Source organism: Pseudomonas citri (genome assembly GCF_025336485.1).
Lineage (GTDB): Bacteria > Pseudomonadota > Gammaproteobacteria > Pseudomonadales > Pseudomonadaceae > Aquipseudomonas > Aquipseudomonas citri.
Map to the genome: position 1 here is coordinate 110818 of NZ_JAODAB010000018.1, position 12204 is coordinate 123021.

At 60.7% G+C, this 12204-nt stretch carries 13 protein-coding genes; 2 read left to right on the forward strand and 11 right to left on the reverse strand.

The window, feature by feature from the left end; all coding sequences use genetic code 11:
• Positions 1 to 11: 11 nt before the first annotated feature.
• The 3 genes from N4Q37_RS19315 to kdgD all read right to left on the reverse strand — a co-directional run bounded on the left by N4Q37_RS19315 (position 12) and on the right by kdgD (position 3929).
• Entirely contained in the window at positions 12 to 1376 is a 1365-nt protein-coding gene (locus tag N4Q37_RS19315) for an MFS transporter (protein ID WP_260961141.1), read from the reverse strand.
• 84 nt (positions 1377 to 1460) lie between these two features.
• Positions 1461 to 2906: an aldehyde dehydrogenase family protein gene (locus N4Q37_RS19320; protein ID WP_260961143.1), complete on the reverse strand. Its 1446-nt coding sequence runs from the start codon at positions 2904 to 2906 to the stop codon at positions 1461 to 1463.
• 111 nt (positions 2907 to 3017) lie between these two features.
• On the reverse strand, positions 3018 to 3929 hold the full coding sequence (gene kdgD / locus N4Q37_RS19325; RefSeq protein ID WP_260961145.1) for a 5-dehydro-4-deoxyglucarate dehydratase: 912 nt from the start codon (positions 3927 to 3929) through the stop codon (positions 3018 to 3020).
• Positions 3930 to 4299: 370 nt separating this feature from the next.
• On the opposite strand from kdgD, the gene N4Q37_RS19330 reads away from it, so the two are divergent.
• The gene (locus N4Q37_RS19330; protein WP_260961146.1) at positions 4300 to 4656 is read left to right on the forward strand and encodes a hypothetical protein; all 357 of its coding nucleotides are present in this window, start codon (positions 4300 to 4302) and stop codon (positions 4654 to 4656) included.
• On the opposite strand, the gene N4Q37_RS19335 is transcribed toward N4Q37_RS19330, so the two are convergent.
• The 4 genes from N4Q37_RS19335 to N4Q37_RS19350 all read right to left on the reverse strand — a co-directional run bounded on the left by N4Q37_RS19335 (position 4646) and on the right by N4Q37_RS19350 (position 9158).
• The gene (locus tag N4Q37_RS19335) at positions 4646 to 5401 is read right to left on the reverse strand and encodes a FadR/GntR family transcriptional regulator (protein WP_260961148.1); all 756 of its coding nucleotides are present in this window, start codon (positions 5399 to 5401) and stop codon (positions 4646 to 4648) included. The two genes, N4Q37_RS19330 and N4Q37_RS19335, sit on opposite strands and share 11 nt — an antisense overlap.
• A gap of 118 nt (positions 5402 to 5519) precedes the next feature.
• A complete protein-coding gene (locus N4Q37_RS19340; RefSeq protein WP_260961149.1) occupies positions 5520 to 7247 on the reverse strand; it encodes an ABC transporter ATP-binding protein/permease in 1728 nt (575 codons plus the stop codon).
• Positions 7248 to 7342: 95 nt separating this feature from the next.
• Positions 7343 to 7903 (reverse strand): response regulator transcription factor, encoded by a 561-nt coding sequence (locus N4Q37_RS19345; protein ID WP_053152217.1) that lies wholly within the window; start codon positions 7901 to 7903, stop codon positions 7343 to 7345.
• Positions 7896 to 9158 carry an ATP-binding protein gene (locus tag N4Q37_RS19350; protein WP_260961150.1) on the reverse strand — a complete coding sequence of 421 codons (1263 nt, stop codon included), beginning with the start codon at positions 9156 to 9158 and terminating at the stop codon, positions 7896 to 7898. The genes N4Q37_RS19345 and N4Q37_RS19350 overlap by 8 nt, the downstream gene beginning before the upstream one ends.
• Positions 9159 to 9391: 233 nt before the next feature.
• Here N4Q37_RS19350 and N4Q37_RS19355 point away from each other — a divergent pair, with 233 nt between their 5' ends.
• A complete protein-coding gene (locus N4Q37_RS19355; RefSeq protein WP_260961151.1) occupies positions 9392 to 10108 on the forward strand; it encodes an SIMPL domain-containing protein in 717 nt (238 codons plus the stop codon).
• A gap of 191 nt (positions 10109 to 10299) precedes the next feature.
• Here N4Q37_RS19355 and N4Q37_RS19360 read toward each other — a convergent pair whose 3' ends face one another.
• The 4 genes from N4Q37_RS19360 to N4Q37_RS19375 form a co-directional block, all read right to left on the reverse strand.
• Entirely contained in the window at positions 10300 to 10608 is a 309-nt protein-coding gene (locus tag N4Q37_RS19360; protein WP_260961152.1) for a Txe/YoeB family addiction module toxin, read from the reverse strand.
• Positions 10574 to 10858 carry a type II toxin-antitoxin system Phd/YefM family antitoxin gene (locus tag N4Q37_RS19365; protein ID WP_144922719.1) on the reverse strand — a complete coding sequence of 95 codons (285 nt, stop codon included), beginning with the start codon at positions 10856 to 10858 and terminating at the stop codon, positions 10574 to 10576. The genes N4Q37_RS19360 and N4Q37_RS19365 overlap by 35 nt, the downstream gene beginning before the upstream one ends.
• Before the next feature lie 322 nt (positions 10859 to 11180).
• Positions 11181 to 11561 (reverse strand): DUF6124 family protein, encoded by a 381-nt coding sequence (locus tag N4Q37_RS19370; protein ID WP_260961153.1) that lies wholly within the window; start codon positions 11559 to 11561, stop codon positions 11181 to 11183.
• Between the two features lie 208 nt (positions 11562 to 11769).
• Positions 11770 to 12204: hypothetical protein (locus N4Q37_RS19375; protein ID WP_260961155.1), on the reverse strand; the 435-nt coding region annotated here is incomplete at its 5' end.

Genomic DNA, 12204 nt, shown 5'->3' on the forward strand with positions numbered 1-12204 from the left:
ACGCCGCTCCTTCAGGATTTCGCTTCGGACAGACTGGAGACGCCGGCGTCCTTGGCCGTCGGTTCCTTGAGCACGACACGCTTGATCGGCCCGACGATGACCAGGTAGCTGAACACCGCCACCAACGCGTTGCAACCGACAAACACCAACGCCCACTTGAACGAACCGGTGGCGCTGATGATGTAGCCGATGACGATCGGCGTGGTGATCGATGCCAGGTTGCCGAAGGTGTTGAACAGGCCACCGCTCAGGCCGGCGATCTGTTTTGGCGACGTGTCGGACACCACTGCCCAACCCAGTGCGCCAACGCCTTTACCGAAGAAGGCCAGGGCCATGAAGCCTACCACCATCCATTCGATGTCCACGTAGTTGCAGGCCACGATGCTGCTGGACACCAGCAAGCCCCCAATGATCGGCGCCTTGCGGGCGAAGGTCAGCGAGTGGCCTTTGCGCAGCAGGTAGTCGGAAATCACCCCGCCGAGGACGCCGCCGATGAACCCGCAGATCGCCGGCAAGGACGCAATGAAACCGGCCTTGAGGATGGTCATCCCGCGCTCCTGCACCAGGTACACCGGGAACCAGGTCAGGAAGAAGTAGGTAATGCCGTTGATGCAGTACTGGCCCAGATAGACGCCGAGCATCATGCGGTTGGTCAGCAGTTGGCGGATGTAATCCCACTTCGGACCGTCGCCCTTGGCCTTCTTGCCCTTGTCCTGGTCCATATCGACCATCGCGCCGTTGGCGGCGATGTGGTTGAACTCGGCCTCGTTGATCATCGGGTGCTGACGCGGGCTGTAGATCACTTTCAGCCAGACCAGCGAGAACACGATGCCGATCACACCCATCACGATGAACACGTGCTGCCAACCGAAACGGTAGACGATCCAGCCCATCAGCGGTGCGAACAACACGGTGGCAAAGTACTGCGCCGAGTTGAAGATCGCCGAGGCGGTGCCGCGTTCAGCGGTCGGGAACCAGGCGGCGACGATACGTGCGTTGCCCGGGAAGGACGGCGCTTCGGCCAGCCCCACCAGAAAGCGCAGCATGAACAGCGCTACCACGGCCGTGGATAGGCCGAATTCACCGACATAGCCTTGCAGCACGGTGAACAACGACCAGGTGAAAATGCTCAGGGCGTAGATTTTTTTCGACCCGAACCGGTCGAGCAGCCAGCCGCCGGGAATCTGCCCGGCCACGTAGGCCCAGCCGAAGGCGGAGAAGATGTAACCGAGGGTCACGGCATCGATGCCGAGGTCTTTTTGCAGGCTGGAGCCTGCGATGGCGATGGTGGCGCGGTCGGCGTAGTTGATCGTCGTCACCAGGAACAGCATGAGCAGGATCAAATAGCGGACGTGAGTCGGCTTGGTCGCTTGCATGTAAAAGTACTCCCACTATTTATTTTTATGCGGGTCAGCAGATTGTGCGGCGGGGCTGGATAACCGGCCCCGCCGGTGTTGCATTTACGATCCGATGTAAGTGGTCTTCACCACGGTGTAGAACTCTTGCGCGTAGCGCCCCTGCTCACGCGAACCATAGGACGAACCTTTGCGCCCGCCGAACGGCACGTGGTAATCCACGCCGGCGGTCGGCAGGTTGACCATCACCATGCCCGCCTGGGAATGGCGCTTGAAATGGTTGGCGTACTTCAACGAGGTGGTGGCGATACCGGCGGACAAACCGAACTCGGTGTCGTTGGCCATCGCCAACGCCGCCTCGTAGTCGGCCACACGCACGACGTTGGCCACCGGGCCGAAAATCTCCTCGCGGCTGATGCGCATCGACGCTTCGCTGTCGCTGAACAAGGTCGGCGCCAGGAAATAACCTTCGGTGTCGCACGTCACCAGGCCGCCACCGCTGACCAGCCGCGCACCTTCGCTCTGGCCGATGTCGATGTATTTCAAGTCCTGGTCGAGTTGGGCCTGGGAAACCACCGGGCCGATGTCGGTGCCGGCCTTCAACGCATGGCCGACGTTGATCGACTGCATGCGCTCGGCCATCGCCGCGACGAACTTGTCATGAATGCCGGCGGTAACGATCAGGCGGCTCGAGGCCGTGCAACGCTGGCCGGTGGAATAGAACGCGCTTTGCACCGCCAGTTCGACCGCCTGCTTGAGGTCGGCGTCGTCAAGGATGATCTGCGGGTTCTTGCCGCCCATTTCCAACTGCACCTTGGCCTGGCGCGACACGCAACTGACAGCGATCTGCCGCCCTACGCCCACCGAACCGGTGAAGCTGATGCCGTCGACTTTCGGGCTGTTGACCAGCACGTCGCCGACCACGCGGCCGCTGCCCATCACCAGGTTGAACACACCGGCCGGGAAACCGGCACGGGAAATGATCTCGGCCAAGGCCCAGGCACAGCCCGGCACCAGTTCGGCGGGCTTGATCACCACGCAGTTGCCGTAAGCCAGGGCCGGGGCGATTTTCCACGCCGGAATCGCAATCGGGAAGTTCCACGGTGTGATCAGGCCGACCACACCGAGGGCTTCACGGGTCACTTCGACGTGGACGCCCGGACGCACCGACGGCACGTAGTCGCCCGACAGGCGCAGGCACTCGCCGGCAAAAAACTTGAAGATGTTACCGGCGCGGGTCACTTCGCCGATGGCTTCGGGCAAGGTCTTGCCCTCTTCCCGCGCCAGCAGTTGGCCGAGTTCTTCGCGACGGGCGAGGATCTCGCTGCCGACTTTGTCCAGCGCATCATGACGAGCCTGGATGCCCGAGGTCGACCAGGCCGGGAACGCGGCCCGGGCGGCTTCGATGGCGGCATTGACTTGAGCTGCGTCAGCCTTGGCGTACTCGCCGATGACATCGGACAGGTCAGACGGGTTGATGTTGGTGCAGTAGTCGGCACCGGCCACCCACTGACCGTCGATGTAGTTATCGAAACGCTTTGCATCTGCCACGGATGCTCCTCCTTACATAAAGCCTGTCTGGTTCTGACGGCATTCCCACGCAGAGCGTGGGAATGAACAACGCAGAAAACCGCTGATTGCTCAGCGGCCTCGTCGGGTCTGTTACTGCTGACCTTGCTTGTCGATCAGCGCGGCCAGGACTTCGTACTCGGCTGGCAGCAGGTCGGTCAGCGGCGTGCGCACAGGACCTGCGTCATAGCCGACGATCTTGGCACCGGCCTTGACGATGCTCACCGCATAACCGGCCTTGCGGTTGCGGATGTCCAGGTACGGCAGGAAGAAGTCGTCGATGATCTTGCCAACGGTGGCGTGATCGTCGCGAGCAATGGCGTGGTAGAAATCCATCGCGGTTTTCGGGATGAAGTTGAACACCGCCGAGGAGTAGACCGGCACGCCCAGGGCCTTGTAGGCCGCGGCGTAGACTTCGGCGGTCGGCAGGCCACCCAGGTAGCTGAAGCGATCGCCGAGGCGACGGCGGATCGACACCATCAACTCGATATCGCCCAGGCCGTCCTTGTAGCCGATCAGGTTCGGGCAACGCTCGGCCAGTTGTTCCAGCTGAGTGGCGTTCAGGCGGCAGACGTTGCGGTTGTACACCACCACGCCGATCTTCACCGATTTGCACACGGCTTCAACGTGGGCGGCCACGCCGTCCTGGCTGGCTTCGGTCAGGTAGTGCGGCAGCAGCAACAGGCCCTTGGCGCCCAGGCGCTCGGCTTCTTGAGCGTATTCGATGGCCTGGCGGGTCGCACCGCCGACACCGGCAAGGATTGGCACGCTGGAAGCGCAGGTATCGACAGCGGTCTTGATGACTTGCGAATACTCACTGGCGGCCAGGGAGAAGAATTCACCGGTGCCGCCTGCTGCGAACAGTGCAGAGGCACCATACGGGGCCAGCCACTCGAGGCGTTTGATGTAGCTGTCGCGGTTGAAATCGCCGTTGGCAGTGAAATCGGTGACCGGGAACGACAGCAGGCCAGACGAGAGGATGGACTTCAGTTCTTGTGGATTCATTATTCGAACACCCTGGACGCAAATGATGTGTTGTAGGAAACGGTTGAGCTTCACGAGAAGTTGTAGGTCATCGTACAACCAAAAATATGAACGTCAACTGTATTTCGTCTTTTGTCAGGGGGCGAATCTGGGGGGCTGGTCTGAAAGACTTGTAAATCGGGTCTTTGAGTCAGGATTGAAGGATCGATAAAACTCGTGGTCGAGCCCCTGGACCGCTCATCGCCACTGTCGACTTTGCCAGTAGGCGCCGTCATGGCAAGAGGGCATAACCCCATATGGCCGCGCCATGCCCGGCCGCAGTCCTTCTTTTGATCTTTTAAGTGAGTCGCCCGTACGCGCCGACCGGGGTCGCCTCACAGGGAGTGACATCATGACGACGTATGCGAAACCCATGCTCAAGGACTTTCCAGCCACTGGAGAAGTCACGATCAGCCTGTCAAAGACAAAGACGTTAATCGTGAAGATTCCAGATGCAGCTTTCAAACCGTACTCGAACGCCCACCTGACTCTGGGCGCCGGCTCGACGCCTCCAACTTCGGTAGGCGCGTTTACACCTCTGACCGAGGGCGAGGAAGGTACGCCACGCAAGGATGTGACAGTGACTCTAACCACCACCGACCTGGTAGCTTTCAGCGGCCAATTGGTTGAGCTTCGTTACGAGGTTAGCTACGAGAGCGGCTGGGACCCCGATGTATCCGAGCCGCAAATGTTGCGGATCAAGGCATAGGGCTGCGCGCCTGCGCCTCTTCATGGGCCTGGCGCAGTCTTTCGCGGCTGTTGGTCAGGTGCAAACGCATGGCCGCGCGGGCCGCGTCGGCGTCCTGGCGGGCGATGGCTTCGTAGATTTCCTCATGTTCGCGGCTCAGGCGATCCATGTAGTGTTGCTGGTCGTCGTGGGCCAGGCGCGCCGAATTCAGGCGGGTCCGCGGGATGATGCTGGTGCCCAGGTGGGTCATGATGTCGGTGAAGTAGCGGTTGCCAGTGGACAAGGCAATTTCCAGGTGGAAGGCGAAGTCCGAGGCCACCGCGTCGCTGGCGTGGGCGGCGCTCTCTTTCAAGGCGTCGAGGGCGGCGCGCATGGTCGCCAGTTGCTCATCGCTGCGGCGTTGTGCAGCCAGGCCGGCGGATTCCACCTCCAGGCTGATGCGCAATTCCAGGATCGCCAGCACGTCACGCAAGGTGACCACCGTGGCTGGGTCGATGCGGAAACCGCTCGGGCTCGGCGTGTCCAGCACGAAGGTGCCGATGCCGTGGCGGGTTTCCACCTGGCCGGCCGCCTGCAAGCGGGAAATCGCTTCGCGCACCACCGTGCGGCTGACGCCATGGGCTTCCATGATCGCCGACTCGGTGGGCAATTTATCGCCACGTTTGAGCAAGCCATCGCGAATCTGCTCGGTCAGCACCGTCACCAGCTCCTGCGCCAGGCTACGGCGCTTGCGGGGAAGGCGGGGTACGTCGATCGGGTTTTCCATGTGTCTGTGTCTCGGCAAGCGGCTGAATGGCAACATCATAGCGCAACGCGGTTGTACGATCACCGTGGGTCCTGGCGACCTTATCGAAGACCGCCACAACGGTGTACGACAATCCCCATCAGGCAGTCACGGTGCGTTCCAGCAGTTGGCCGTTTTCAATACGCACGTGTCGCGGATGGAAACGTTTCAAACTGCTTCGGTGTCCCACGCTGACGATGCTCAAGCCTGGTAATTGATCGATCAACGCCTGGTACAGGCTCGCTTCGTCTTCTTCGTCCATCGCCGAAGTGGCTTCGTCCATGTACAGCCAGTGCGGCGCATAGAGCAAGGCGCGAGCGAAGGCCAGGCGCTGTTGCTCACCGGGGGAAAGCATGCGCTGCCAGTGGTTGGCTTCATCCAATCGTGTCACCAGGTGCGTCAGGCGGCAGGTTTCCAGCACCTGTGCATAACGCTCCTGCGGGTACGTGGCGCCAGGCTGTGGATAACTCAAGGCATCGCGCAAGGTGCCGATGGGCAGATAAGGCTTTTGCGGCAGGAACAGATAACGCGTCGCCGGCAGCAGGATCCGGCCATGACCGGTGGGCCACAAATGTCCCATGGCGCGCAGCAGCGTGGACTTGCCACTGCCGGAGCGGCCGCTGAGCATCACCCGCTCGCCCGGCTCCACCGTCATGTCCGCGTTGCTCAGCAGGTGACGCCCATCGGCCAGGTCCAACCCCAGGTGGCGCACCTTCAACGCGTCGCCCTGTGCTTGCACGTCGATGGCTGGCGCGCGTTCTTCGTTATCGCTCATCGCCTGACGGAAGCTCAGCAGACGATCACACGTGGCGCGCCAGGCGGCGAGGTCGGCATAGGCGCTGATGAACCAACTGAAGTTCTCCTGCACGTTGCCGAACGCCGAGTTGATCTGCATGAGCTCGCCCAGTTGGATCTTGCCGGCGAAGTAGCGCGGCGCCGCCACCATGAACGGGAAGATGATCGCGATCTGGCTGTAACCGGAGGTAAAGAAGGTCAGGCGCTTGGACACTCGCATGATGTCCCAGAAGTTATGCCAGACCAGGCCGAAGCGTCCGCTCAGGCGGCGGTTCTCGTTGGGCTCGCCGTTGTACAGCGCAATGCTCTCGGCGTTCTCGCGCACCCGTACCATGGAGAAACGCAGGTCGGCTTCGAAGCGCTGCTGGTTGTTGTTCAGACCGATCAGACGGCGGCCGATCAGGTGCGTCAGCCAACTGCCCACTACCGCATACACCAGCGCGCACCAGAACATGTAGCCGGGGATGGTGTAGCCGAACACTTCGATGCTGCCCGACACGCCCCACAAAATGATCGAGAACGACACCAGGCTGACCACGGTACGCAGCAACCCCAGGCCCAGGCTCAGGGTGTTGGTGGTGAAGCTGTTGAGGTCTTCGGAAATCCGCTGGTCCGGGTTGTCGGTGTAGCCGCCCTGCTCCAGGCGGTAGTAGTTCTTGTCATTGAGCCAACGGGCAAAATGCTGCTCGGTGAGCCAGGCCCGCCAGCGGATGGTCAACATCTGCGTGAGGTACAAACGATAAACGGCGCCGAGGATCGCCACCGCCGCGATGCCGCAGAAATACAGGATCAACTGCCAGAACGCCGCGCTGTCCTTCTCTTGCAGGGCGTTGTAGAAATCCTTGTACCAGCTGTTGATCCACACCGAGATCGCCACGCTGAACAGCGACAGCGCGATGACGGCGATCAACAGTGTCCAGGCCTTGCCCTTCTCCTCACTGCGCCAGTACGGCGTGGTCATTTGCCAGACACGGCGGAAAAACTGCCCGCGCACCGCGTCATTGACCGCGGAATATTCAGCGTTCTGATTCATGGTTAAGGCTCGATAGAAAAAAGAACAGACTCGGGCCGATCATAAACAACGGCCCGATTTCCCGCGAGGGTGGACAGCATCTGTTCAGCGCAGGTTCAGCGACGCACGGGACGCTTCTGCAATTTACGCTGCAAGGTCCGCCGGTGCATGCCCAGGGCGCGGGCCGTGGCGGAGATATTGCCTTCGTGCTCGGTCAACACGCGCTGGATGTGCTCCCATTGCAGGCGATCCACCGACATGGGGTTCTCCGGCACCAGGGAGTCGAGGTCGGCGTGCTCGGACAACAGCGCCGCCAGCACGTCATCGGCGTCGGCGGGCTTGCACAGGTAATTGCAGGCGCCGCGCTTGATGGCCTCGACCGCCGTGGCAATGCTCGAATAGCCGGTGAGGATCACCACGCGCATCTCCGGGTCCAGTTCCAGTAGCTTGGGCAACAACACCAGGCCCGAATCGCCGTCCATTTTCAGGTCCAGGGCCGCATAGTCCGGCAGGTCGGCCTGGGCGATGGTCAGGCCCTCCTCGGCGGAGCCGGCGGTACTGACTCGGAAGCCGCGCCGGGACATGGCCCGGGCCATGACGCGGGTGAACGTGGCATCGTCATCTACCAGCAGCAGGTGCGGCAGCTCTTCGCCGTCGACTTGGATCTCGTCACTCATGTTCGTTTCCTCGGTCGGCATGGGGTAGGCGCAGCTCGGTGAGCGTGCCGCCGCTCTCATGGGGGTAAAGTTTCACCGAGCCGCCGGCGCGTGTCACGCTGGCTTTGCTCAAAAACAGGCCAAGGCCCAGGCCTTTGCCCTTGGTGGTATAGAACGGTTTGCCGATCTGCTCGGCGATGGCCAGCGGCACACCTGCGCCGTGGTCGCGAATGCAGATCGTCAGCTCATAGGCATTCCAATCCAGCACCACTTCCAGGCCTTCAGGGCAGGCATCGGCGGCGTTGTTCAACAGGTTCAGCAGCGCCTGGGTCAGGTCCGGTGGCGGCGCCATGCGTGGCACCGGGCCCTGGCCCAGGCGCTGGAGGCGATAGCTGGCTTCAGGACGCATCAAGTGCCAGCGGTTCAAGGCCTCGTCGAGCCAGTCAGTGACGTCCTGCATGTCGATGGCCAGCCGACGGTTGGCCTCGGCCGCACGCACCAGGTATTGCAGGGTTTCCTTGCAAAGCTTGACCTGGTCCTGCAACACACTGAGGTCCTCTTGCAGCGCCGGGTCGGCATGGTCCCGGCACATCTCCTTGAGCAGTACGCTCATGGTCGCCAGCGGCGTACCCAGCTCATGGGCGGCGCCGGCAGCCTGGGTGGCCACGGCCAACAGTTGCTCGTCGCGCAGGCCCTCCTCGCGGCGGATAGCTCGCAGTTCTTCCTGACGGCGCAACTCTTCGGCCATGCGCGCGGCAAAGAACGTGATGACGGCCGCGGCCAGGGCGAAACTCAACCACATGCCGTAGATCTGCAGGTTTTCCCGGGCGATGGGGAACGTTTCCAAAGGATAGAAGCGTGCCAGCAGCAAGGTGTACGAGGCCAGGGCAATGCCGGAAAGGATCAGCGAAAAACGCCACGGCAAGGTCACCGCGGCGATCGTCAGCGGCACGAGGTAATAGGACACGAAGGGGTTGGTGGAGCCACCGGAGAAGTACAGCAGCGCACTGTGGATAAACAGGTCGCAGGCCAGTTGCACGGCATACTCCAGCTCGGTCACCGGCCACGAGGTGTTCAACCGAATCGCCGTCAGCGCGCACAACACCGTGGAACAGGCCAGGGTAATCGCCAGTTGCTGCCAGGGCAGCGGCAGCAGGTCGAACCAATAGGCCAGCCCGACCGAGCCGGCCTGGGCCGCCAGGACCAGGATGCGGATGAATGTCAGGCGCCAGAGGTTCTGGCGAGAGGCAGAAGTCAATTGCAAAGGGGTGAGCATGAGCTCTCCTGATGAGCGCTCCAGGCGAATCGCACGGAGTATAACCAAGGCGCGGGTGGCGCTGACAGACATGCGGCAAAGCGCCACAGTTCTGAATACGACTTTTCCCCCGTGGCGAGGGATATGCATCTGTATAGAAGTTGTAACTGTGCGAACCGGATCCAAAAAGCTAGAGTCTTATCGTTCACGCAGGCCCCGATCTCCCCCCCTGCGCACCGTCCAAGGAGCTTTTCATGCACACGTTCCGTCGCCACGCCGCCCTGCTCGCCCTCAGCCTCGGCACCGTCGCCAGCCTGCCGGCGCTGGCCGCCGATGAGCTTCACTACAACCAGATTTCCCTGCGTGCCGAAGCCAGCCAGGAAGTGGCCCGCGACCTGATGATCGTCACCCTCTACACCGAGGAACAGAACACCGATCCGGCCAAACTCGCCGCCGCCGTCAGCACCACGCTGAACAAAGCCATCGGCCAGGCCAAGCAAGTCAAAGGCATCGACCTGCGCCAGGGCAGCCGCAACAGCTACCCGATCTACGACAACAAAGGCGGGAAAATCACAGGCTGGCGCGAACGCGCCGAACTGCGCCTGGAAAGCGCCGACTTCGCTGCCTTGTCCAAACTCACCGGCGAACTGCTCACCGACATGAAAATGGGCGGCATGGACTTCGCCATCTCCACCGCCACCCGCCAGACCAGCGAAGACGCCCTGCTCAAGGACGCCGTCAACGCCTTCAAGGCCCGCGCCCAACTGGCCACCGAAGCCCTGGGCGGCAAGGGTTACAAGATCGTCAGCCTGAACCTCAACGCCAACGGTTATCCACAACCCTACCTGCGCGCGCCGATGATGATGAAAGGCGCGTCCATGGATGCTGAATCCGTCACGCCTGAGGTGGAAGCGGGTACCAGCAAGGTGAGCATGACGGCGGATGGGGCGATTGAAGTACTGATGCAGTAATGATGGCTCGACTGAGACGCTCGGCCAGATGACGCATCCTTGCTCCCGCTGGGTCGGTCCGCGTTCGGGCGTAGCAGCCCCCCCTGACACCGCAATGTGTCAGATGAATGGAGCAGGGCCCTCTGCAAGAGCTCCATCGCTCAAGGCACCACAAATACAAAAGCCCGCAACCGCGGGCTTTTTGTCGGGCATTACTTCGTGTAGTGGAAGCGACATGAAATGACTGTCAGCGTGTCATTCTCATAGGCGTAGACAAAGCGATGTTCTTTGTCGATACGGCGTGACCAATAGCCCGTTAAATCCCCTTTCAACGGTTCAGGTCGACCAACCCCCTTGAATGGGTCGCGAAGGCAGGCCTCGATAAGCTCGTTTACCGTCGCGTGTTTGGTTGGATCGTTTGCGTCCCAGTATTGGTAGTCTTCCCAACCGTCTGGCACAAATGCAATTACCACGTTCTCGCGGGCGTTAGCTTTGTTCTTCTGTTTCTGTTTTGCCGACATTTAAAGGGAGCTCCTTGGCAAAGGCTTTCCCGGCTTTGTGCAACGCAACAGAACGGCGTAAGCGCGTGGCATTCGACTCTGTACCTAACAGATACATCGTCTCGGCCATAGAGTTGTAGTCCTCCAAGGAGAGGATCACTACATGATCACCACGCTGACGGGTGATGACCGTCGGCTCATGATCTCGGCATACATCGTCCATCGTCTGCTTCAGGCCGGCACGAGCCTGGCTGAAAGTTATTACATGCATCGTCTAATTCCCTCCTGAGGCCAGCTCAGGCGAAACCAGGACCGTCCTGGTGGTTTGAGAGTCTCCCGCAGAACCACAGCGGGGCACTTGTCTCCTCCGCTGAGGAGCGGAGTCCTTGAATCCACGCCGTAAGCGGGGGGAATCAAGGTTAATCTGGCACCTGGCTAAACCTCGATGCCTTCTCAGTCGTACAGCAAAAGCGATGACGGTTGAGTGCGCGCATAGTACAACGTTCTGTACAACTTTCAAACCCTGCGCCGGACAACTCGACCCGTATGAAATAAGGAGGGAGCAAGCTCCCTCGCCACAGGACGGTGCCCGCTTAACCCTGCGTAACCGGCGCCTCAAGCTGGTCCAACGCCTTGTCCACCAGCAACTGGCACAACTCCACCAACTGCTGAATCCCCAATGCCACACTGCGGCGCGTGCCCTCCACTTCAAACGCCAAGTCCTCGGCCATGACTTTAACCGAAGCCAGGGTTTCAGAAGTGCTGGTGAGCAGCGTGTCGGCATCGGCCTTTGCCGTCACCGAAAACAGACTGTCAATGCGTGGATCGGTGCTTTGTTCAGGTGGCTTGGGGTTGAGGTAAAGATTCAAGACCCGCTCAGCGGTGGCGCGGTCTTTGAGCAGTTCTTCGATGGAGTCGAATTCCGCCAATGGATTTGTTTTGTTGAAGTTCGGCTCTGTCTTTCCTTCGTTCATGTGCATGCTCCTGATAAAAATGGAGCCATCACTTGCCGTTATGGTCGTGAGGCTGACGACCTACTAATTTCGGGTTCCCACTCCCGGCCGCCGAATCGTGGCGGCAGAAAAAGGTTAGAGCGTACATTTCCGAGGGACAACCTTAAAAAGTTGTCGGATGTTTCGTCACCGGTAGTAATCGTTCCTACGTACCTCATGGCTAGCTACCTCAGATCAGGCATGCAAATTCGAACTGTGGGAACAGGCTCGCTCCCACAATGGATCGGTGTAGACCTTCAAGAGCTGTGTCGAGCAATAAGCCGCGCCGCTGCTTTTGATCCTCCGCCCCTTCGGCAGGCTGAGCGCAGGCGTTCAGCAGGGGGATGGCGCGCAGCGCCGTTCGACGCAGTCGAACCCATCGAGTGGAGGTCAAGCGCAGCGGACCGGAGCCGATGCCCCCTGATGAATGCCGGAGCGAAGGGACCCCGAGCCTTGGCGAGGGGCCGGACGCTGGGGCGAGCGTTCTTTGCTTACTTTCTTTGGCGTCTGAAAGAAAGTAAGTCGCCGTCAGGGCGAAACCATAAGTGGAGGGTGTCAGAAATTTTGTGTTCGGGCATAACATGAGTAAGAGGTGCATGTATGCCAACCAAAAAGAAACCGCTTC

Excerpts from the sequence above, each read along its gene's own strand:
- N4Q37_RS19315 (WP_260961141.1), bottom strand. The coding sequence starts at position 1,376 with ATGCAAGCGACCAAGCCGACTCACGTCCGCTATTTGATCCTGCTCATG.
- kdgD (WP_260961145.1), bottom strand. The coding sequence starts at position 3,929 with ATGAATCCACAAGAACTGAAGTCCATCCTCTCGTCTGGCCTGCTGTCG.
- N4Q37_RS19330 (WP_260961146.1), top strand. The coding sequence starts at position 4,300 with ATGACGACGTATGCGAAACCCATGCTCAAGGACTTTCCAGCCACTGGA.
- N4Q37_RS19335 (WP_260961148.1), bottom strand. The coding sequence starts at position 5,401 with ATGGAAAACCCGATCGACGTACCCCGCCTTCCCCGCAAGCGCCGTAGC.
- N4Q37_RS19340 (WP_260961149.1), bottom strand. The coding sequence starts at position 7,247 with ATGAATCAGAACGCTGAATATTCCGCGGTCAATGACGCGGTGCGCGGG.
- N4Q37_RS19345 (WP_053152217.1), bottom strand. The coding sequence starts at position 7,903 with ATGAGTGACGAGATCCAAGTCGACGGCGAAGAGCTGCCGCACCTGCTG.
- N4Q37_RS19350 (WP_260961150.1), bottom strand. The coding sequence starts at position 9,158 with ATGCTCACCCCTTTGCAATTGACTTCTGCCTCTCGCCAGAACCTCTGG.
- N4Q37_RS19355 (WP_260961151.1), top strand. The coding sequence starts at position 9,392 with ATGCACACGTTCCGTCGCCACGCCGCCCTGCTCGCCCTCAGCCTCGGC.
- N4Q37_RS19360 (WP_260961152.1), bottom strand. The coding sequence starts at position 10,608 with ATGTCGGCAAAACAGAAACAGAAGAACAAAGCTAACGCCCGCGAGAAC.
- N4Q37_RS19365 (WP_144922719.1), bottom strand. The coding sequence starts at position 10,858 with ATGCATGTAATAACTTTCAGCCAGGCTCGTGCCGGCCTGAAGCAGACG.
- N4Q37_RS19370 (WP_260961153.1), bottom strand. The coding sequence starts at position 11,561 with ATGAACGAAGGAAAGACAGAGCCGAACTTCAACAAAACAAATCCATTG.